The sequence below is a fragment of the Mycobacterium sp. E3247 genome (genome assembly GCF_001667785.1).
Taxonomy (GTDB): domain Bacteria; phylum Actinomycetota; class Actinomycetes; order Mycobacteriales; family Mycobacteriaceae; genus Mycobacterium.
Genome location: NZ_LZJG01000423.1, coordinates 1 through 20756, shown reverse-complemented (window position 1 = coordinate 20756; position 20756 = coordinate 1). Strand labels below are relative to the sequence as shown.

The following is a 20756-nucleotide window of genomic DNA, read 5'->3' as shown; positions in this document are numbered from 1 at the left end:
GCGCGGTCACAGCCCTCGTGGACGGTGTTGCCGAACAACCACTTGGGGCGCAGCGCGTCGTCGAGCGGGATCATCGGTGCCTGGCCGGTCGCCATGTAGAGCAGGTAGGTCAGCGTCTCCGACAGGTTGTCCGGGTGGATCGGGCAGCCGGGGACGCAGACGATCGGGATGCCGGCCTTGCTCTTCCAGTCCCAGCCGAGGTAGTCGGGGACGCCCATTGCCCCGGTCGGATTGCCGGCCATCGCGTGGATGCCGCCGTAGGTGGCGCACGTCCCGACCGCGACGATCGCGGTGGCCTTGGGCGCCAGCCGGTCGAGCCACTCGCTGGTGGTCATCGGCTGGCCGGTGGCCGGGTCGTTGCCGAACCCGCACCAGTAGCCCTCGTCCTTGATCTTCTCGTTGGGAATGGACCCCTCGACGACCAGCACGAAGGGCTCGAGCTCACCGCGGTCGGCTTTGAAGAACCAGGAGAGGAAGTCGTCCGCCCCCCCGCTGGGTCCGCATTCGAAATCGATGAGTGGCCAGTGCACGGCGACCTTCGGCAGTCCCGGCAGAGCGCCCAGGGCGATCTCCTCGACTGTGGGTTGGGTGGCGGCAGTCAACGCCACCGAATCGCCGTCACAACTGAGCCCCGCATTGATCCATAGAACGTGGATCAGCGTTTCTTCCGCTTTGACTGCTGCTTCTGTTGGCATGCTGCAGCTTTCCGGGACCGGGCTGAGGCCCCTGCGCCGCCGGAGTCGACCGTCGGCCCACTTGCGCAGCGCTAATTTTTGGGTCTACTCCTCACTGCCGGGCGTGTCAACGGTTCTGGGGGACCAAGTAGTTAGACAAGCGTTGCAAGCTGTTTCGTGCCGCCGGGCCGGGAGTCGGCGGGCGTGGCGGCCGGCGTCATGCAAAACCGTTGCAAGACGGACCGTTAGGCCGACGGCTCCCCGGCGAAGCGTCGCAGCCAGCCGAACCACGCGGCCATCCCGGCCCCGGTGCGCGCGCTGAGCGGCAGGATGGTCGCCGTCGCGTTGACCATGCGCACGTGCTCGATGTAGGTGTCAACGTCGGCATCGAGGTAGGGGACCAGGTCAATCTTGTTGAGCAGCACCACATCCACCGACCGGAACATGACCGGGTACTTCAGCGGCTTGTCCTCGCCCTCGGTCACGGAGTACACCATGGCCTTGGCGTGCTCGCCGACGTCGAACTCCGCCGGGCAGACCAGGTTGCCGACGTTCTCGATGATCACCAGGTCCAGCGCGGCAAGGTCCAGGCCCGGCAGGGCGCGGTTCACCATCGGTGCGTCCAGATGGCACTCGCCGCCAAAACCGTTGCTGGTGTTGAGCAGTGACACCTGGGCTCCGCGGCCGCTGAGCTTGGCCGCGTCCAGGTCGGTGGCGATGTCGCCTTCGATCACCCCGATGGCAAGCTCGCCGGCGAGCTCGTCGAGCGTCGCCTGCAGGACGGTCGTCTTGCCCGATCCCGGCGAGCTCATCAGGTTCAGCGTGCGCACCCCGTTGCTCTCGAACGCCGCCCGGTTGGCGTCGGCGAGCAGGTCGTTCTCCGCGAAGATCGCCTCCAGCACGTCGACGCGCTGCTTGCCGGTCCGGTACTGGCCGTGATCGCCGTGCCGGTGTTCAGGATCGTCGTGCTCGTGAGCGTGCACGGTTCCGTCGTCGTGCCGATGAAATCTTCCCATGGTCAAACCCGTTCGCAGCGTTCACTTTTCACGATACGTCCAGCGACGTCACCAAGAATTCGTTGCCCCGCAACACCTCGACGTCGGAGCTGTCGCACTGCGGACACCAGATCGACCAGGCCGACGTGATCTCCGATTGGCGGCCGCATGCGCGGCAGCGGACCTCGGCGCCGACGCACTCGAGTTCCAGCTCGGCCTCCGGCATGTCCTCGGCGTCTCGCACCAGCGTCCAGCAGAACGACAACGATTCGGGCACCACCTGGCGCAGTGCGCCGATCCGCACGCGCACCACGTCGACGTGCCGGCCGTCGGCATGCGTCTTGACCACACCGGCGATCGCCTCACACAGCGACAGCTCGTGCACCGGCGATCACCGGCGTCCAGCGAGGGTCATGAGCTCTGTTCTACACCCGGACGGCCCGGCCGCGCAGCGGTGTCAGGAGGACGTCCACTTCTGCTCGAGGCGGCCGTAACGCCAGACCAGCAGCGCCACCGCCCAGGTGACGACGAACGTGCCCACGACGAAGTAGCCGACGACGTTGAGGTCCAGCCCGCCGATCCAGCTCCAGAACGGGCCGCGCCAGCCGAACTGCTCTTGCAGCAGGGTGAGGAGTTCGACGCTGCCGATCAGCAGCGCGACCACCACTGACAGGGCGGTGATGGTGATGTTGTAGTAGATCTTGCGCACCGGGTTGGAAAAGGCCCAGCCGTAGGCGAAGTTCATGAACGAGCCGTCGACGGTGTCCAGCAGGCACATGCCGGCGGTGAACAACACGGGCAGGCACAGGATGGCGTACCAGGGCAACCCGGCGGCCGCGCTGGTGCCCGCCAGAACCAGCAGCGCGATCTCGGTGGCGGTGTCGAAGCCGAGCCCGAAGAGCAGCCCGACGGGGTAGGAGTGCCACGACCGGGTGATCGACTTGGTGAACCGGCCGAGGATCCGGTTCATCAGGCCCCGGTTGTCCAGCTGCCGTTCCAGCTCCGCTCCGTCGGTGGCCGGGTCGTAGTCGCCGCGGCGCAGCCGGGCGAACACCCGCAGGATGCCGACGAGCACGACGACGTTGAGCAGGGCGATCGCATACAGGAACACGCCGGAGACGCCGGTGCCGATCAGCCCCGTGTAGTGATGCAGGTTCGACGAGTCGTCCCGGACCGGTCCGACGACGGTCTTGACCCCCGACGCCAGCAGGACCGCCAGCCCGAAGACCACCGTGGAATGGCCCAGCGAGAAGAAGAATCCGACGGCCAGGGGCCGCTGCCCGTCGTTCATCAGTTTGCGGGTGGTGTTGTCGATGGCCGCGATGTGGTCGGCGTCGAACGCGTGCCGCATGCCCAGGGCGTAGGCCGTCAGCCCGATGCCGACACCAAATGCCTTGCCGCCGAGGCTGAATTGTGCGGGCGCAACCAAGGCCACCAGGGTGAACCAGCCGACCACGTGGAGCCCGACGATGACCGTCAGCATGGCGGCGAGCCGCCACCACTCCGCCGGGCTCAGGGCGCTGCGAAGCCGGGTCGTCCATGACGGGCGCCGGTCGAGCTCGGTACTGGTCACCGGGGTCCTTCCAGCATCGGGAGGGGAGCAACCGGCACGACTGTATGTGCCGGTTTGCGCCACGGTCAACTACATGCAAGTGGGTCGCAGGAATCGCCATGGCCGGTGCGCGGGCCCAATTCGGCGGAAAACTGGCGCGCCCAGGGCGGCGGCGCGACACTGAACGGGTGACGCCCCAGCCGTCAGCATTGGATCCCTCCGTCACCGCCCGGATCGGCGACCTGCTGCGCGCCAGGGGGCTGCGGCGGATGTCGTCGCGGATCCAGGTGCTGGCCGTGCTCGAGCCGGTGGACGGGCATCTGCCGGTGGCGGAGATCCACAAGCGGGTGCAGGCCTGCCTCCCGCACGGCGCGCACGCACCCGACGTGGCCACCATCTACCGCACGGTGACCACCCTGGTCGGGCAGGGGGTGTTGCACGCGCTGGCGCTGGACGGCGGCGTCACGACCTACGGGATGGCCACCGCGCCGCACCACCACGCCGTGTGCACCGAATGCGGCTCGATCATCGAGGTGCCCGCCCGGCAGCTCAGTTCGGCGTTGGAACACGCGATGGCGGGCAGTTCCTTCGCGCTGTCCGAAGCCGCGGGCCTGACGCTGCACGGCCTGTGCCCCCGGTGCCAGCGGCGCTGACCCGCGGCGCCCGGCTACGCCGTGCTTGCGATCGCCACTAGCCCAGATCCAGTAGCGCGTTCTCGACAACCTCCGGCAGCGCCGGATGAATCCAGTACTGTCCGCGGGCCATCTGCGGGGCGGTCAGCCCGAAACTCATGGCCTGGATCAGCGGCTGGATGATCGACGACGCCTGTGGGCCCATGATGTGCGCCCCCAGCAGCCGGCCGGTGTTCCGATCGGCGATCAGCTTGACTATCCCGGTGGTGTCCTCCATCGCCCACCCGTAGGCCACATCGCCGTAATCGTGTATCGCGACGGAGATATCGAATCCCTTTGCGATGGCCTGGTTTTCGGTCAGACCGACGGTCGCCACCTGCGGATCGGTGAACACCGCCGACGGCACGTAGCGGTGATCGGTCATCACCATCGACCCGGTGTCGTCCCAGTCGCAATGCAGGTTGTGTTGCACGACGCGGGCCTCGTGGTTGGCGACGTGCTTGAGCTGGTACGGCGAGGAGATGTCGCCGAGGGCGAAGACGCCACGCGCCGAGGTCCGCTGGTATTCGTCGACCAGCACCCGGCCGTCCTCGACGTCGACGCCCGCCTGTTCGGCGTCGAGCAGGTCGGCGTTGGACACCCGGCCGGTGGCGACCAGCAGCAGGTCGGCGTTCAGCGTGGACCCGTCGTCGAGCCGCAGCGAGACGCCCGAGCCGTTGTCGGTGCCCCCCATGACGTTGCGGTGGGTGCGCAGCTCCCATTTGGACGCGGCCATACGGGTGAAGCGTTTGCACAGGGTGTCGTCACAGTGCCGCAGCATGGAGCCGCCACGGATCACCAGCGTGACGTGGACGCCGAGGGCGGAGAAGACGTGGGCGAATTCGGCGGCGACGAAGCCACTTCCGACGATCACGAGGTGCTCGGGCAGCTCGGGGATCCGCATGATCGTGTCGCTGGTGTGATAGGCGACGCCGCAGTCGGCGATCGCGGGCGGAATCACCGGGCGCGACCCAGCCGCGATCACCACCTGCTCTGCGGTGAATTCGTCACCGGCATCGGTGCGCAACAGGTAGCGACCGTCGGACTGAACCGGTCCGAACCGGGTGTGCTGGCTGTACAGGTCGACGTTGGGTGATGCGCGGCGGTAGTCCTCCCCGCTCATCGAGATCGGATCGATCCGGCCGAAGACGCGCGAGACGATGTCGTCCCAGCGCACCCGGTCGATGTGTGCGTCGATCCCGTAGCGCGCGGCGTCGCGGATCGTCGTGGCGACCTCGGCGGCGTAGACGAACATCTTGGTCGGGATGCACCCGACGTTGAGGCAGGTCCCGCCGAACGTGCCGTGCTCGCACAGCGCCGCGCGCCTGGCCAGCAAGCGATCGTCGAGAAGCATGTTGCCCGAACCGGTTCCGATGATCGCGATGTCGTACGTCTCCACCCGTCAGCTCTTCCTCGATGAGGGCGAGGCGTCCGTGCGTTCGGCGTCGAGGTAGTCGTCGAGCCAGAGGTCCAGCTGGCGATAGGCCGCCTGCCGGGGCTGCGGCAGCGACAGGAAGACGTCGTGTTTGGCGTCGCCGATGGGAACGATGGTGCTGTGATTCCCGATGCAGCCGGCCCGCCTGGCGATCTGGGTGACGTCGAGCACCGCGTCGCCGCACTGCATGGACGTCGCGTCGCTGGTCTCTCGCACGGTGTGATCCGAGCGCAGGATCAGGTTGGGCACCCCGACGTCGAGCCCGCGGTGCAACCGGGCGTGGCCGCGGCGGATGGCGTTGAGCCAGCCGAGCGTGATGGGGAAGCCGCCCAACGGTTTCCACTGCAGGTCGTAGTCGAACTCGCCGTGGTAGTCGCGGTGCAGGGTGGTGCCGTAACCGCCCTCGGTGGGTGTGCGGACCACCCCCTTGGAGCGCACCCGCGACAGGCCGGCGATCAGCGCCGAGGTGACCGGCAGCCGCAGGACCGCCGGGCCGTGCAGGTCCAAGAACGGGCTGTTGAGCACCAACCCCCCGACGGTGGCGTGGGCCGCGGCATCGCGGCGGCGAAGCCGGTCCAGCCACAACGACACGATGAGCCCCCCGGCGGAATGGCCGTACACCAGAACCCGCGGGGACCGGTCGTGCTCCCGGATGACGGCCAGCGCGTGTTCGAGTTCGGCGTCGTAGTCGTCGAGATTGGTGATGAAGTGCGGCGTCTGCCCGTCGCGGCGCGACCGGCCGCATTTCTGTAGGTCCAGCGCGTAGAAGGCGAAGCCGCGATCGGCGAAGTGATCGGCGAGCGCCGTGTTGAAGAAGTAATCGGTGTAGCCGTGCACGGCCAGGACCGCGTGGCCCGGGCCGGGCCGCCGGGCCGGCTCACCGCGCCGGATCAGCGTCGCGACGATCTCCCCTTCGCCGACCGGGTCGGGCCCGAGGGGGATGGTGCGCTGCCAATAGCCGGGCAGGACATCGGGTTCCCAGCCAGTCACCCCGCCACTCACCAGGCCAGCTTAGAGGTTTTGCTGGCCACCGGGGGGCGCATGCCGTTCGTGCCGGGTTTACCTCGGGATAGCCTGAGTGTCGGCGCAGTCGAGGAAAGGACCAAGGAGCAGGTGTCGTCGCTAGCCAGAACCGCACGCACGGACGTCGTGCTGGTGGGCGCGGGCATCATGAGCGCAACGCTGGGTGCGTTGCTGCGCAGGTTGCAGCCCGACTGGTCGATGACTGTTGTCGAGCGGCTGGACGCCGTCGCCGCGGAAAGCAGCAGCCCCTGGAACAACGCCGGCACGGGGCATTCCGCGCTGTGCGAGCTCAACTACACCCCGGAGAACGCCGACGGTTCGATCGACATCACCAAGGCGGTGCGCATCAACGAGCAGTTCCAGGTGAGCCGCCAATTCTGGGCGTACGCCGTCGAGAACGGGATGTTGACCGACACCGGCTTCCTCAACCCGCTTCCGCACGTGAGCTTCGTCCGCGGCGCGCGGCGCGTCGAGTTTCTGCGCCGACGGCAGCGGGCCCTGGCGCCCAACCCCCTGTTCGCCGGCACCGAATTCATCGACGACCCGAGCGAGTTCGCCCGCCGGCTGCCGTTCATGGCCGCCAGGCGCGACTTCTCCGAGCCGACCGCCCTGAACTGGGCCTCGCACGGCACCGACGTGGACTTCGGTGCGCTGGCCCGCCAACTCGTCGGCTTTTGCGTGCAGGGCGGCGCGACCGCGCTGTTCGGCCACGAGGTCCGCGATCTGACACCGCAGTCCGACGGCACCTGGACGCTGCTGCTGCGCAACCGGCGCACCGGCGAGAAGCACCGGCTGAACGCCAAATTCGTCTTCGTCGGTGCCGGCGGCGATGCGCTGCCGTTGCTGCAGAAGTCCGGCATCAAAGAGGTCAGGGGCTTCGCCGGATTCCCCATCGGTGGCCGGTTCCTGCGCACCGACAACCCACAGCTCGTCGCCGCCCACCGGGCCAAGGTGTACGGGGTGCCGGCACCGGGAGCCCCGCCGCTCGGCGCGCTGCACCTGGACCTGCGGTTCGTCAACGGCAAGCCGTGGCTGGTGTTCGGGCCGTACGCCGGCTGGTCGCCGAAGTTCTTGAAGCACGGCCGCCTGTCCGACCTGCCCCGCTCGGTGAAACCCGACAACGTGGTGTCCATGCTTGGGGTGGGCCTCACCCAGCTGAGGCTGGTCAACTACCTGATCGGCCAGCTGCGGCTGTCCGAACCGGACCGCATCCACGCGTTGCGCGAATTCGCGCCCAGCGCGGTGGATTCCGACTGGGAGCTGACCGTGGCCGGTCAGCGCGTGCAGGTGATCCGGCGCGACAGGCGCAAGGGGGGCGTGCTGGATTTCAGCACCACCGTGCTGGCCGCCGCCGACGGCAGCATCGCCGGGCTGCTGGGCGGCTCTCCGGGAGCGTCGACGGCCGTGTCGGCCATGCTCGAGGTGTTGCAGCGGTGCTTCGCCGACCGCTACCGCTCCTGGCTGCCCGCGCTCAAAGAGATGGTGCCGTCGCTGGGCGTCGAGCTGTCCAACGAGCCGGCGCTGTACGACGAGGTGTGGTCCTGGAGCACAGACGTGCTGGGGTTGAGGTCCGATTCGGGGGTTCGGTCATGAGTGAAGCTTTGCGTCGGTCCTGGGCCAAAGACCTTGGCGCGCGGACCCTTTACGAGCTGCTCAAGTTGCGGGTCGAGGTGTTCGTGGTGGAACAGGCCTGCCCGTACCCGGAGCTCGACGGGCGCGACCTGCTCGCCGAGACGCGGCACTTCTGGCTCGAGACGCCCGAGGGCGAGGTGATCTGCACCTTGCGCTTGATGGAGGAGCACGCCGGCGGCCGAAAGACGTTCCGGATCGGCCGGCTGTGCACCAAACGCAGCGCCCGCGGGCAGGGCCACACCACCCGGCTGCTGCGCGCCGCCCTGGCCGAGGTGGGCGACTACCCGTGCCGGATCGACGCGCAAACCTATCTGGCCGACATGTACGCCCAGCACGGCTTCGTGCGCGCCGGTGATGATTTCGTCGACGACGGCGTCCCGCACGTGCCGATGCTGCGCCCGGGCTCCGGCCTGACGGAGCTACCGTGAGGCCGTATCCGTTCAGCGCGATCGTCGGGCACGACCAGCTGCGCCTGGCGCTGCTGTTGTGCGCGGTTCGACCGGAGATCGGCGGCGCGCTGATCCGGGGCGAAAAGGGCACGGCCAAGTCGACGGCCGTGCGCGGTCTGGCGGCGCTGCTGTCCGCCGCCAACGGTAGCGAGGGGACCGGACTCGTCGAAATGCCGCTCGGCGCAACCGAAGACCGGGTGATCGGCTCGCTGGACCTGCAGCGGGTGCTGCGCGACGGCGAGCATGCCTTCTCGCCGGGGCTGCTGGCCCGCGCCCACGGCGGGGTGCTCTACGTCGACGAGGTCAACCTGCTGCACGACCATCTGGTGGACGTGCTGCTGGACGCCGCCGCGATGGGCCGGGTGCACATCGAACGCGACGGCATCTCCCATTCGCACGAGGCCCGGTTCGTGCTGATCGGCACCATGAATCCCGAAGAGGGCGAGCTGCGCCCGCAACTGCTGGACCGGTTCGGTCTCACCGTCGACGTGCACGCGTCGCGCGACGTCGACGTGCGGGTCCAGGTCGTCCGCCAGCGCATGGCCTACGAGGCCGACCCCGACGCATTCGCCGAAAGCTACGCCGACGCCGAGGCCGAGCTGGCCCGCCGGATCGCCGACGCGCGGGCGCTGGTCGGTCAGGTGGTGTTGCCGGACAACGAATTACGGCGCATCGCCGCGGTGTGCGCGGCGTTCGACGTCGACGGGATGCGGGCCGACCTGGTGGTGGCCCGCACCGCCGTCGCGCACGCCGCCTGGCGCGGGGCCACGTCCGTCGAGGAGCAAGACGTCCGGGTCGCCGCCGAGCTGGCATTGCCGCACCGGCGCCGGCGGGACCCGTTCGACGACCCCGGCCTCGACCGCGATCAGCTGGACGACGCGCTGGCGCAAGCCGGCGACGGCGAGCCCGACCCCGACCCCGACCCCCAGCCGCCCAGCGGGAGCGGCGACTCCGCCGATGTGAGCGCGCCGCAAGCCAATTCGCCGGCACCGACGAAGCCCAGGCCCAGCGCGCCGCCGTCGAAAACCTTCCGCACCAAGGCGCTGACGGTGCCCGGCGTCGGCGCGGGAGCGCCCGGGCGGCGCTCGCGGGCCCGCAACTCCGCGGGCAGCGTCGTCGCGGCCGCCGACGGCAATGACACCGGCTCGGGCGCGCACGGGCTGCACCTGTTCGCCACCCTGCTGTCGGCCGCCGAGCGCGCCGCGGCCGGACCGTTGCGGCCGGCCCCGGATGACGTGCGGCGGGCGATCCGCGAAGGGCGCGAAGGCAACCTGGTGATCTTCGTCGTGGACGCGTCGGGTTCGATGGCAGCGCGCGACCGGATGGCCGCGGTGAGCGGCGCGACGCTGTCGCTGCTGCGCGACGCCTACCAGCGCCGCGACAAGGTCGCCGTGATCACGTTCCGCCAGCAGGAGGCGCGGCTGTTGCTGCCACCGACGTCGTCGGCGCACATCGCCGGCCGGCGACTGGCCCGATTCGACACCGGCGGCAAGACCCCGCTCGCGGAGGGGCTGCTGGCCGCGCGGCAGCTGATCGTCCGGGAGAAGGCCCGCGACCGGGCCCGGCGTGCCCTGGTCGTGGTGCTCACCGACGGCCGGGCCACCGCCGGGCCGGATCCGTTGGCCCGCAGCCGGTCCGCGGCCGCCAGGCTGGCGGCCGAGGGCGCCGCCGCGGTGGTGGTGGACTGCGAAACGTCTTATGTGCGGCTGGGTCTGGCCGGGCAACTGGCCCGCCAGCTCGGCGCGCCGGCCGTGCGCCTGGAGCAGTTGCACGCGGACTCCCTGACGCGCGCCGTGCGCAACGCGGCCTGAGAAAGGTAATCGCTCATGCCCCAAGGCCGCCCGCTTCAGGTCCCCGATGACGGCCTGAGCACCAGGGCCCGGCGCCACACCCCGGTGCTGGCGGTCCACACCGGCCCCGGCAAGGGGAAGTCGACGGCCGCATTCGGGATGGCGCTGCGCGCCTGGAACGCCGGACTGTCCGTCGCGGTGTTCCAATTCGTTAAGAGCGCCAAATGGAAAGTGGGCGAGGAGACCGCCTTCACGCAACTCGGGCGCGTACACGAACAGCACCACGTGGGCGGGCCGGTCGAATGGCACAAGATGGGGGCGGGCTGGTCCTGGTCGCGCAAGGCGGGCAGCGAGCTCGATCACGCCGCGGCCGCGGCCGACGGGTGGGCCGAGATCTCCCGCCGGCTGGCCGCGCAGCGCCACGATTTCTACGTACTCGACGAATTCACCTACCCGCTGAAGTGGGGCTGGGTGGACGTCGACGAGGTGGTGGACGTGCTGCTGGCGCGGCCCGGCCACCAGCACGTGGTGGTGACCGGGCGGGATGCCCCGCGGCGGTTGATCGACACCGCCGACCTGGTCACTGAGATGACCAAGGTCAAGCACCCGATGGACGCGGGCCGCAAGGGTCAGAAGGGCATCGAGTGGTGAGTGTCCCCGCGGTCGTCGTCGCCGCGCCGGCGTCAGGCAGCGGAAAGACCACCGTTGCAACGGGTTTGATCGGCGCCCTGCGGCGGGCGGGTCATGTGGTGGCGCCGTTCAAGGTCGGCCCCGACTTCATCGACCCCGGCTACCACGGCCTGGCGGCCGGGCGTCCCGGCCGCAACCTGGACCCGGTGCTGGTCGGCGAGGACCTCATCGGCCCGCTGTACGCCCATGGGGCCGGCGGCGCCGACATGGCGGTGGTGGAAGGGGTGATGGGGCTCTTCGACGGGCGGATCGGCCCCGCCGCCGCCGGCCCCGCGGAGGGCTCCACCGCCCACGTCGCCGGCCTGCTCGGCGCCCCCGTCGTCCTGGTCGTCGACGCGCGCGGCCAGAGCCACAGCATCGCCGCTCTGCTACAAGGCTTTTCGACGTTCGACACCGCGACGCGGGTCCGCGGCGTGATCCTCAACCGGGTCGGTTCGGCCCGGCACGAGCACGTGCTGCGGCAGGCCTGCGAGCAGGCGGGCGTCGCGGTGCTGGGCGCCATCCCGCGCACGGCCGAATTGGAGCTTCCGACAAGATATTTGGGTCTGGTCACCGCGGCGGAGTACGGGCGGCGGGCGCGGCAGGCGGTCGAGGCGATGACCGACCTCATCGCCCGCCACGTCGACCTGGCGGCCGTGGCGGCCGTCGCCGCGAGCCGGGCCGCCCCGCCGTGGGACCCGGCGGCGGCGGTGGGGGAGACGCCGGGCCGGCGGGCCACCGTGGCGATGGCGGCGGGCAAGGCGTTCACCTTCGCCTATGCCGAGCATGCCGAGCTGCTGCGCGCCGCCGGCGCCGACGTCGTCGAATTCGACCCGCTGGCCGAGGAGTTGCCCGACGGGACGGACGCGGTGGTGCTGCCCGGGGGCTTTCCGGAACAGTTCACCGCGGAACTCTCCGCCAACGACGCCGTGCGCCGCCAGATCAACGAGCTGGCCGCCGCGGGCGCGCCCATCCACGCCGAGTGCGCCGGCCTCATCTATCTGGCCACCGAACTCGACGGCTACCCGATGTGCGGGGTGCTGGCCGGGTCGGCGCGGTTCACCCCGCAGCTGACGCTGGCCTACCGTGACGCGGTCGCGGTGGCCGATTCATCGCTGTATTCCGCCGGGCAGCGGGCGGTGGGGCATGAATTCCACCGGACCGCAGTCACTTTCAGCGACAGCTACCAGCCCGCCTGGGTGTACCGGGGCGCGGACGCCGATGCCGTGCGGGACGGCGTGGTGCACGCCGGCGTGCACGCCTCCTACCTGCACACCCATCCGGCCGCGGCGCCGGGGGCCGTCGCGCGGTTCGTCGCGCACGCCGCGACGGCGCGAGCGTAACCACACCGCGAAAAATCGCGCCGAAATTCGCAGTGCCGTCACGCTCGCGGGGCCGACAGCACCAACCACTAGGCTTGCCCGGTGACCGACAACGCCTACCTCGCTGGACTGCGGCTGGCCGGCAAAAAGGTCGTCGTCGTCGGCGGCGGCACGGTTGCCCAGCGCCGGCTGCCCCTGCTCATCGCCAGCGGGGCCGACGTCCACGTCATCTCCCGCAGCGCCACCAGGTCGGTCGAGGTGATGAGCGGAATCACCTTGTCCCTGCGCGAATACCGCGACGGCGACCTGGACGGCGCCTGGTACGCGATCGCCGCCACCGATGATCCCGAGGTGAACGCCGCGGTGGTCGCCGAGGCCGAACGCCGCCACCTGTTCTGCGTCCGCGCCGACATCGCCGTGGAGGGCACGGCCGTGACACCGGCGTCCTTCAGCTATGCCGGGTTGTCGGTCGGGGTGCTCGCCGGCGGTGAGCACCGCCGGTCGGCGGCGATCCGCTCGGCCATCCGGGAGGCGTTGCAGGCCGGGCTCATCGCCACGGACAGCGCCGCGAGCTCCGACGTTGTGCGCGGTGGGGTGGCGCTCGTGGGCGGAGGCCCCGGCGACCCCGAACTGATCACGGTGCGCGGACGCCGCCTGCTGGCCCACGCCGACGTCGTCGTCGCCGACCGGCTCGCGCCGCCGGAACTGCTGGCCGAGCTGCCCCCGCACGTCGAGGTCATCGACGCGGCCAAGATCCCTTACGGGCGGGCGATGGCGCAGAACGCGATCAACGACGTCATGATCGACCGCGCCCGGTCCGGGAAGTTCGTCGTACGCCTCAAGGGCGGCGACCCGTTCGTCTTCGCCCGCGGGTACGAGGAAGTGCTCGCGTGCGCCGACGCCGGGATCCCGGTCACCGTGGTGCCGGGTGTGACAAGTGCCATAGGGGTGCCCGCGCTGGCCGGTGTGCCGGTCACGCATCGGGCCATCAATCACGAATTCGTCGTGGTCAGCGGCCACTTGGCGCCTGGACATCCCGAATCGTTAGTGAATTGGAATGCGCTCGCCGCCTTGACGGGCACCATTGTTTTGCTGATGGCCGTCGAGCGCATCGAGCTTTTCGCAGAAGCGCTGATACAAGGCGGTCGACCTGCGGATACACCGGTGCTGGTGGTGCAGCACGGCACGACGGCTGCTCAGCAGACTTTGCGGGCCACCCTGGCCGACACGCCGGAAAAGATCCGGGCCGAGGGCATCCGACCTCCCGCGATCATCGTGATCGGGCCGGTGGCGGCTTTCGGGCTTTAAACGGATCTTAAGATTACTGTAAGGTAACCCTTTATGACGGCCCTCAACGACAGTGAGCGCGCGGTGCGGAACTTCACCGCCGCGCGCCCCGATCGTCCGGCCCCGGAGCGCGCCACGCGCCCGGCGGAGACCGCCTCCACTCGCGTCAGCAAGTACTATCCGGCCTGGCTGCCTTCGCGTCGCTTCATCGCGGCCGTGATCGCCATCGGCGGCATGCAGTTGCTGGCGACCATGGACAGCACCGTCGCCATCGTCGCGCTGCCCCGGATCCAGAACGAGCTGAGCCTGTCCGACGCCGGCCGCAGCTGGGTGATCACCGCGTACGTCCTCACCTTCGGCGGTCTGATGCTGCTGGGTGGCCGGCTCGGCGACACGATCGGGCGCAAGCGCACCTTCATCGTCGGCGTCGCGCTGTTCACCATCTCCTCGGTGCTGTGTGCGGTGGCGTGGGACGAGGCCACCATGGTGATCGCCCGGCTCTCCCAGGGCGTCGGGTCCGCCATCGCCTCGCCGACGGGCCTGGCGCTGGTGGCCACCACGTTCCCGAAGGGGCCGGCGCGTAACTTCGCGACGGCCGTGTTCGCCGCGATGACCGCGATCGGGTCGGTGATGGGCCTGGTGGTCGGCGGAGCGCTGACCGAGGTGTCCTGGCGGCTGGCGTTCCTGGTGAACGTGCCGATCGGGCTGGTGATGATCTACCTGGCCCGCACCGCGCTGCGCGAGACCAACCGCGAGCGGATGAAGCTCGACGCGACCGGGGCCATGCTGGCCACGCTGGCCTGCACCGCCGCCGTCTTCGCCTTCTCGATGGGGCCGGAGAAGGGCTGGGTGTCGATCACCACCGTCGGCTCCGGTGTGGTGGCCATGGCCGCGGCGCTGGCCTTCATTGTCGTGGAGCGCACCGCCGAAAACCCCGTCGTGCCCTTCGACCTGTTCCGCGACCGCAACCGGCTGGTCACCTTCGCCGCGATCTTCCTCGCCGGCGGGCTCATGTTCAGCCTGACCGTCTGCATCGGCCTGTACGTGCAGGACATCCTCGGCTACAGCGCGCTGCGCGCCGGGGTCGGCTTCATCCCGTTCGTCATCGCGATGGGGATCGGCCTTGGCGTCTCTTCGCAACTGGTGTCGCGGTTCTCGCCCCGGGTGTTGACGATCGGCGGCGGGATTCTGCTGTTCTGGGCGATGCTCTACGGCTGGGCGTTCATGCACCGCGGCGTGCCCTATTTCCCCAACCTGGTGCTGCCCATCATCGTCGGCGGCATCGGCATCGGCATCTGCGTAGTCCCGCTCACCCTGGCGGCGATCGCCGGGGTCGGCTTCGACCAGATCGGCCCGGTGTCGGCGATCGCGCTGATGCTGCAGAGCCTCGGCGGCCCGCTGGTGCTGGCGGTCATCCAGGCCGTGATCACCTCGCGCACGCTGTACATGGGCGGCACCACCGGCCCGGTGAAGATCATGAACGACCTGCAATTGCATGCGCTTGACCAGGGCTATACCTACGGCCTGCTGTGGGTGGCCGGAGTGGCCGTCATTGTCGGCGCTGCGGCGCTGTTGATCGGCTACACGCCGGCACAGGTCGCCCACGCACAAGAGGTCAAGGAAGCGATCGACGCCGGCGAGCTGTAGCTCACCGCCCATGCCGTGGCGCGTTGTCGCGCGTCGGGAACCATGTGGTGCTCGCCGGATTTGATAGCGCCGGCGATATCAAATTTCTGAAGATTCACCTCGTCCCCTGACGGCCGTGCGCCCGCGATCGACGAACCCTCGACCAGTTAGGCTGGCCCGCTGTGATCACCCGGATGTCCCAGCTGTTCTTACGCACCCTGCGCGACGATCCCGCCGACGCCGAAGTGCCCAGCCACAAGCTGCTCATCCGGGCCGGCTACGTCCGGCCCGTGGCGCCCGGGCTGTACAGCTGGCTGCCGCTGGGCCTGCGGGTGCTGCGCAGGATCGAAGCCGTCGTCCGGGAGGAGATGGACGCGATCGGCGGGCAGGAGATCCTGTTCCCCGCCCTGCTGCCGCGCGCGCCGTACGAGACGACGAACCGGTGGACCGAATACGGCGACGGCGTGTTCCGCCTCAAGGACCGCCGCGGCAACGACTACCTGCTCGGGCCGACGCACGAAGAGGTGTTCACCCTGACCGTCAAGGGTGAATACAGCTCCTACAAGGACTTTCCGGTTTTGCTCTACCAGATCCAGAACAAGTACCGCGACGAGGCGCGGCCCCGCGCGGGGATCCTGCGGGTGCGCGAGTTCCTGATGAAGGACTCCTATTCCTTCGACATCGACGACGCCGGGCTCAAGGCCGCCTACCACGCGCATCGGGAGGCCTACCAGCGCATCTTCAACCGGCTGCAGGTCCGCTACGTGATCGTGTCCGCGGTCTCGGGAGCGATGGGCGGCAGCGCGTCCGAGGAGTTCCTGGCCGAAAGCCCGGTCGGCGAGGACACCTTCGTGCGCTGCCTGGAGTCCGGGTATGCGGCCAACGTCGAGGCGGTCATCACCGCCCGCCCGGAGGCCAAACCCATCGACGGGCTGCCGGAGGCGGTGGTCCACGACACCGGTGACACCCCGACCATCGCCACCCTGGTGGACTGGGCCAACCAGGCGGACCTCGGTCGCACCGTCACCGCGGCCGACACGCTGAAGAACGTGCTGCTCAAGGTGCGCCAGCCCGGCGGGGAGTGGGAACTGCTGGCCATCGGCCTGCCCGGCGACCGCGAGGTCGACGACAAGAGGCTGGGCGCGGCGCTGGAACCGGCCGACTACGCGCTGCTCGACGACGCCGACTTCGCCGGGTACCCGTTCCTGGTGAAGGGCTACATCGGACCGAAGGCGCTGCGCGAGAACGGCGTTCGCTATCTTGTCGACCCGCGTGTGGTGGACGGGACCAGCTGGATCACCGGGGCCGACGAACTGGGCCGGCACGTCGTCGGCCTGGTGGTCGGCCGGGATTTCACCGCCGACGGCACCATCGAGGCCGCCGAGGTGCGCGACGGTGATCCGTCTCCCGACGGCGCCGGCCCGCTGGTCTCGGCGCGGGGCATCGAGATCGCACACATCTTCCAGCTCGGCCGCAAATACACCGACGCGTTCGCCGCCGACGTGCTCGGCGAGGACGGCAAGCCGGTGCGGCTCACCATGGGCTCCTACGGCCTCGGGGTGTCGCGGATGGTGGCGGTGATCGCCGAGCAGCACCACGACGAGCTGGGCCTGCGCTGGCCGCCGGCGATCGCGCCGTTCGACGTCCACCTGGTGATCGCCAACAAGGACGCCGACGCCCGCACCGGGGCCACCGCGTTGGCCGGCGACCTGGACCGGCTGGGGGTCGACGTGCTGCTCGATGACCGGCAGGCGTCGCCCGGGGTCAAGTTCAAAGACGCCGAGCTGCTGGGCGTGCCCTGGATCCTGGTGGTGGGCCGCGGCTGGGCCAACGGCGTGGTGGAGCTGCGCGACCGCTTCACCGGAGAGACCCGCGAGCTGGCCACCGGGCCGTCGCTGGCCACCGACCTCGCGGCCGCCCTGGCCGGATAGGGCGAAAAGCCTTGCGGCGCTAGTCGTTTCCGCCCGGGAAACTCGTCGTGATGGGCCAGGCGCCCAGCACGCGGTTCCATCGGGCGGCCATCACGGCGCTTTGCGTCAGGGCCGTCGCGGCGAACGCGCGGTCGTCGGCCGTCTCGGCGTGCTCGATCACCACCCGCCAGGCCGACGCGCCGTCGTTCTCCATCCGCGCGGCCAGGCGCGCCGCGTCCGCCGCGCTGCCCACCAGCAGGGGCAACTGATAACCGGCGGCGGCGACGGGCGCGTTGACCTTGCGCGCCGTCAGCATCGCGATCACGTCGTCGCGGCGTTGGCGGTGCTGGGCCAGGGCCTCCACCACCATGCCGTTCACGCTCGGCGGCGACAGTGCCGACACCATGCCGTAGCCGTAGATCGTCGAGTGCTCGATGGCCAGCGCGTCGCACAGTGCCGCGTTGTCGGCGTCCTTACCGGAGCTCATATCGACGGGCCCCCGGGCACCAGGGCGACCGTGTACGACGCCGTGCAGGACGCGATGATCGAGGCCAGCAGCCCCGCCCGGTAGCCCGATTCGCCCGCCACCAGGCGGTTGGCGCTGTCCGCCGAGGCGCGCAGCGCGTTGATGACGTCGGACACCGGCGGCGGGGGCGGCGGTGGGCCGGCCGGTGCGGCCGGGCTCGGGGCGGGGGCCGACGTCTCGCTCGTCGACGACGTGGTGATCTTGCCGGCGGCCCGCGAGATCTCGGTGGACAGGGCGCGGGCGTGCGCGGCGCGCTGGCTCGCGACCACCGTCAGCGCAGCGGCGATCTGCGGTGGGTTGCCGACGGCCGCCGCGGCCGCCCCGGCCAGTGCGCTGTCCTTGCGGGCCTGGTCCAACGGCCCCAGCAGCTCTTCGACGGCCGGGGGTTTGGGCGGGGACTCGCCGCAGGCGGAGGTGACCACCCCGAGCGCAGCCAGAGCCGCACCGCCGGCGAGCACACCCCGCCGGTTGACGACGGGATCTGCGCTAGACACAAACACATCCTGCCATCGGTGCGGAGGTGGGTACGAAGCCAGGACGCGATCCGGCCGTCAGACGCGATTCCTGGCGTATCGTTGATAGCTGGCTCTCGCGGGACGGCAGCCTTCGCGTTCCGCCGGGACACTGGAGCCGCCCGCAAGCCAGCGGGGCGGCGACGCCCTCCAGCTGACCGGACAACTCAAGATGAGGAGCTCGCCGTGACCACCGGGCTACCTTCGCAGACGCAGGTGATCGAGCTACTCGGTGATGAGTTCGCGCGCGCGGGATACGAGATCGAGGACGTGGTCGTCGACGCCCGGACGCGTCCGCCGCGGATCACGGTGATCGCCGACGGCGACAAAGCCCTCGACCTGGACACCATCGCGACGCTGTCGCACTCGGCGTCGGCTTTGCTGGACGGGCTCGACGACCTCGGGGACCGCTACGTGCTCGAGGTGAGTTCGCCCGGGGTGGACCGCCCGCTGACCACTGAAAAGCATTTCCGCCGCGCCCGCGGCCGCAAGGTCGACGTCGTCCTCGTCGACGGTTCGCGGCTGACCGGCCGGATCGGCGAGACGAGCGGTGACGCGGTCGCACTGGTGGTCCGTGCGGGCCGTGACTATCGGCTGCGCCGGATCCCGCTCGCCGATATCGCCAAAGCCGTTGTCCAGGTGGAGTTTTCGCCCCCAGCTCAAGCGGAGTTGGACTTGGCGGGCCAGGCCGACAGGACGGAGGCCGGAACATGAACCGCGCCGGCGACGATGCAGAGCGTAGCGATGAGAAGGAGCGGCGCTGATGAACATCGACATGGCCGCGCTGCATGCCATCGAGGTGGATCGGGGCATCTCGGTCAACGAGCTGCTCGAGACGATCAAGTCGGCGCTGCTCACCGCCTACCGGCACACCGAGGGCCACCAGAACGACGCGCGCATCGAGATCGACCGCAAGACCGGCGTCGTCAAAGTGGTCGCCCGCGAGACCGACGAAGACGGCAACGTGATCAGCGAGTGGGACGACACCCCGGAGGGTTTCGGCCGCATCGCCGCCACCACCGCCCGCCAGGTGATGCTGCAGCGGTTCCGTGACGCGGAGAACGAACGCACCTACGGCGAGTTCTCCACCCGCGAGGGCGAGATCGTCGCGGGCGTCATTCAGCGGGACAGCCGCGCCAACGCCCGCGGGCTGGTCGTCGTCCGGATGGGGACTGAGACCAAAGCCTCCGAGGGCGTGATCCCCGCGGCCGAACAGGTTCCCGGCGAGAGCTACGAGCACGGCAACCGGGTGCGGTGCTACGTGATCGGGGTGACCCGCGGCGCGCGGGAGCCGCTGATCACGCTGTCCCGCACGCACCCCAACCTGGTGCGCAAGCTGTTCTCCCTGGAGGTCCCCGAAATCGCCGACGGGTCGGTCGAGATCGTGGCGGTGGCGCGTGAGGCCGGCCATCGCTCCAAGATCGCGGTCAAATCCAACGTCCCCGGCCTGAACGCGAAAGGGGCCTGCATCGGCCCCATGGGCCAGCGGGTCCGCAACGTGATGAGCGAGCTGTCGGGCGAGAAGATCGACATCATCGACTACGACGAGGACCCGTCCCGCTTCGTGGCCAACGCGTTGTCGCCGGCCAAGGTGGTCTCCGTGTCGATCATCGACCCGAACGCCCGCGCCGCCCGCGTGGTGGTGCCCGATTTCCAGCTGTCGCTGGCCATCGGCAAGGAGGGCCAGAATGCGCGGCTGGCCGCCCGGCTCACCGGCTGGCGCATCGACATCCGCGGCGACACGCCCGGCGGATCGGAGCCGCATTCGGCGGGTCACCCCGAAAACGGGGCCACCCACGGGATGGCGCACGACCGCTAGCGCGGCCGGCCGGCCCGGGGGCACCGCCCCGCGGGGCGGCGGCCCGCACCTCGGGCGGTTCTGACCATCGGATAAGTGACGCTAGACTGAGCCGTGATCCAGCGTGAGCCTTCGGTCTCGGCGCACAAACGTGTGGACGGACCAGTCCGGACGTGTGTCGGGTGCCGGAAGCGAGAGCTGGCCGTCGAACTGCTTCGCGTCGTGGCTGTGCCGGACGGGAACGGCGAATACGCCGTGATCGTTGACACCGGGACCAGCCTGCCGGGGCGGGGTGCGTGGCTGCATCCCGTGCCGCAGTGCGTGGAACAGGCGATTCGGCGGCGGGCTTTCACCAGAGCGTTGCGCATCAACCGTCCACCGGACACATCCGCGTTGGTCGAGCACCTAGAGTCTCTAGCAGCGCTCGACTTGCCCGGCAACAGAAGAGGCAGCAAAGAACATGAGCACACCGTGAAGTCCCGATGACTCGCATTCCTATGCGTTACAGCTAATTCCCGAGGCGCGGCCCCACGACTGTCGCCTCTCAGACAGGAGATGTAGTGGCAGGTAAGGCCCGCGTACACGAGTTGGCCAAGGAACTCGGTGTCACCAGCAAGGAAGTTCTCGCCCGGCTGAATGAGCAGGGCGAATTCGTAAAATCCGCATCATCGACGGTGGAGGCGCCGGTCGCTCGTCGACTGCGCGAATCGTTCGGGGGCGGCAAGTCGGCTCCCCACAAGACCGCGCCCAAGCCGGCCGCGAAGGCTCCCGTCAAGGGGCCGGACAAATCGCTCGACCAGGCCCTCGACAAGGCCATCGGTAACGGTGAATCGGCCGGCGCACCCGCGGGCGCCGGGGCCGCCTGGGCGGCGGCGGTCGTTGTCC

Annotated in this window: 21 protein-coding genes; 13 read left to right on the top strand and 8 right to left on the bottom strand. The window is 69.7% G+C overall.

The annotated features are described in order from the left end of the window. The 4 genes from A9X04_RS21820 to A9X04_RS21805 all read right to left on the bottom strand — a co-directional run. The coding region (locus tag A9X04_RS21820) for a hydrogenase expression protein HypE (protein WP_067924919.1) at positions 1-695 on the bottom strand (695 nt) is incomplete at its 3' end. A gap of 224 nt (positions 696-919) precedes the next feature. Then, positions 920-1690 carry a hydrogenase nickel incorporation protein HypB gene (gene hypB, locus A9X04_RS21815; RefSeq protein ID WP_067924904.1) on the bottom strand — a complete coding sequence of 257 codons (771 nt, stop codon included), beginning with the start codon at positions 1688-1690 and terminating at the stop codon, positions 920-922. Between the two features lie 28 nt (positions 1691-1718). Continuing rightward, positions 1719-2054 (bottom strand): hydrogenase maturation nickel metallochaperone HypA, encoded by a 336-nt coding sequence (locus tag A9X04_RS21810; protein WP_067924901.1) that lies wholly within the window; start codon positions 2052-2054, stop codon positions 1719-1721. 72 nt (positions 2055-2126) lie between these two features. Beyond that, entirely contained in the window at positions 2127-3242 is a 1116-nt protein-coding gene (locus A9X04_RS21805) for a HoxN/HupN/NixA family nickel/cobalt transporter (protein ID WP_067924899.1), read from the bottom strand. Positions 3243-3409: 167 nt separating this feature from the next. Between A9X04_RS21805 and A9X04_RS21800 the strand changes: the two genes are divergently transcribed. Further along, a complete protein-coding gene (locus A9X04_RS21800; protein WP_067924917.1) occupies positions 3410-3874 on the top strand; it encodes a Fur family transcriptional regulator in 465 nt (154 codons plus the stop codon). Between the two features lie 37 nt (positions 3875-3911). Here A9X04_RS21800 and mtr read toward each other — a convergent pair whose 3' ends face one another. Further along, entirely contained in the window at positions 3912-5291 is a 1380-nt protein-coding gene (gene mtr / locus A9X04_RS21795; RefSeq protein WP_067924896.1) for a mycothione reductase, read from the bottom strand. A gap of 3 nt (positions 5292-5294) precedes the next feature. Continuing rightward, on the bottom strand, positions 5295-6317 hold the full coding sequence (locus A9X04_RS21790; protein WP_067924892.1) for an alpha/beta hydrolase: 1023 nt from the start codon (positions 6315-6317) through the stop codon (positions 5295-5297). A gap of 123 nt (positions 6318-6440) precedes the next feature. On the opposite strand from A9X04_RS21790, the gene mqo reads away from it, so the two are divergent. From mqo to A9X04_RS21750, 8 genes are all read left to right on the top strand, one after another. After that, positions 6441-7943, top strand: a complete 1503-nt coding sequence (mqo, locus tag A9X04_RS21785; protein WP_255396496.1) for a malate dehydrogenase (quinone) — start codon at positions 6441-6443, stop codon at positions 7941-7943. Next, the gene (locus A9X04_RS21780) at positions 7940-8410 is read left to right on the top strand and encodes a GNAT family N-acetyltransferase (protein WP_067924889.1); all 471 of its coding nucleotides are present in this window, start codon (positions 7940-7942) and stop codon (positions 8408-8410) included. The genes mqo and A9X04_RS21780 overlap by 4 nt, the downstream gene beginning before the upstream one ends. Continuing rightward, the gene (locus A9X04_RS21775; protein WP_067924885.1) at positions 8407-10242 is read left to right on the top strand and encodes a magnesium chelatase subunit D family protein; all 1836 of its coding nucleotides are present in this window, start codon (positions 8407-8409) and stop codon (positions 10240-10242) included. The genes A9X04_RS21780 and A9X04_RS21775 overlap by 4 nt, the downstream gene beginning before the upstream one ends. Before the next feature lie 15 nt (positions 10243-10257). After that, positions 10258-10872 carry a cob(I)yrinic acid a,c-diamide adenosyltransferase gene (cobO, locus tag A9X04_RS21770; protein ID WP_067924882.1) on the top strand — a complete coding sequence of 205 codons (615 nt, stop codon included), beginning with the start codon at positions 10258-10260 and terminating at the stop codon, positions 10870-10872. Continuing rightward, positions 10869-12233, top strand: a complete 1365-nt coding sequence (locus tag A9X04_RS21765; protein ID WP_067924879.1) for a cobyrinate a,c-diamide synthase — start codon at positions 10869-10871, stop codon at positions 12231-12233. The genes cobO and A9X04_RS21765 overlap by 4 nt, the downstream gene beginning before the upstream one ends. Positions 12234-12314: 81 nt before the next feature. Continuing rightward, on the top strand, positions 12315-13520 hold the full coding sequence (gene cobA / locus A9X04_RS21760; RefSeq protein WP_067924875.1) for a uroporphyrinogen-III C-methyltransferase: 1206 nt from the start codon (positions 12315-12317) through the stop codon (positions 13518-13520). 33 nt (positions 13521-13553) lie between these two features. Next, on the top strand, positions 13554-15146 hold the full coding sequence (locus A9X04_RS21755) for an MFS transporter (RefSeq protein WP_067924872.1): 1593 nt from the start codon (positions 13554-13556) through the stop codon (positions 15144-15146). Positions 15147-15307: 161 nt separating this feature from the next. Then, positions 15308-17056 (top strand): proline--tRNA ligase, encoded by a 1749-nt coding sequence (locus tag A9X04_RS21750; protein WP_067924870.1) that lies wholly within the window; start codon positions 15308-15310, stop codon positions 17054-17056. Between the two features lie 19 nt (positions 17057-17075). Here the strand turns inward: A9X04_RS21750 and A9X04_RS21745 are convergent, their stop codons facing one another. Then, complete coding sequence (locus tag A9X04_RS21745; RefSeq protein ID WP_067924867.1) at positions 17076-17522, bottom strand: ferritin-like domain-containing protein; 447 nt, start codon at positions 17520-17522, stop codon at positions 17076-17078. Continuing rightward, positions 17519-18055: a hypothetical protein gene (locus A9X04_RS21740; protein ID WP_067924907.1), complete on the bottom strand. Its 537-nt coding sequence runs from the start codon at positions 18053-18055 to the stop codon at positions 17519-17521. The genes A9X04_RS21745 and A9X04_RS21740 overlap by 4 nt, the downstream gene beginning before the upstream one ends. A 204-nt stretch (positions 18056-18259) precedes the next feature. Between A9X04_RS21740 and rimP the strand changes: the two genes are divergently transcribed. From rimP to A9X04_RS21725, 4 genes are all read left to right on the top strand, one after another. Then, positions 18260-18787 (top strand): ribosome maturation factor RimP, encoded by a 528-nt coding sequence (gene rimP, locus A9X04_RS21735; protein WP_067924864.1) that lies wholly within the window; start codon positions 18260-18262, stop codon positions 18785-18787. A 49-nt stretch (positions 18788-18836) separates the two neighbouring features. Then, positions 18837-19892: a transcription termination factor NusA gene (nusA, locus tag A9X04_RS21730; RefSeq protein WP_067924858.1), complete on the top strand. Its 1056-nt coding sequence runs from the start codon at positions 18837-18839 to the stop codon at positions 19890-19892. 93 nt (positions 19893-19985) lie between these two features. Further along, positions 19986-20357, top strand: a complete 372-nt coding sequence (locus A9X04_RS29955) for a YlxR family protein (RefSeq protein WP_082972794.1) — start codon at positions 19986-19988, stop codon at positions 20355-20357. A 74-nt stretch (positions 20358-20431) separates the two neighbouring features. Continuing rightward, the coding region (locus tag A9X04_RS21725; protein ID WP_197509286.1) for a translation initiation factor IF-2 N-terminal domain-containing protein at positions 20432-20756 on the top strand (325 nt) is incomplete at its 3' end.

Coding starts and splice junctions, on each gene's coding strand:
- nusA (WP_067924858.1), top strand. CDS start 18,837: ATGAACATCGACATGGCCGCGCTGCATGCCATCGAGGTGGATCGGGGC.
- A9X04_RS21755 (WP_067924872.1), top strand. CDS start 13,554: ATGACGGCCCTCAACGACAGTGAGCGCGCGGTGCGGAACTTCACCGCC.
- hypB (WP_067924904.1), bottom strand. CDS start 1,690: ATGGGAAGATTTCATCGGCACGACGACGGAACCGTGCACGCTCACGAG.
- A9X04_RS21745 (WP_067924867.1), bottom strand. CDS start 17,522: ATGAGCTCCGGTAAGGACGCCGACAACGCGGCACTGTGCGACGCGCTG.
- A9X04_RS21780 (WP_067924889.1), top strand. CDS start 7,940: ATGAGTGAAGCTTTGCGTCGGTCCTGGGCCAAAGACCTTGGCGCGCGG.
- cobO (WP_067924882.1), top strand. CDS start 10,258: ATGCCCCAAGGCCGCCCGCTTCAGGTCCCCGATGACGGCCTGAGCACC.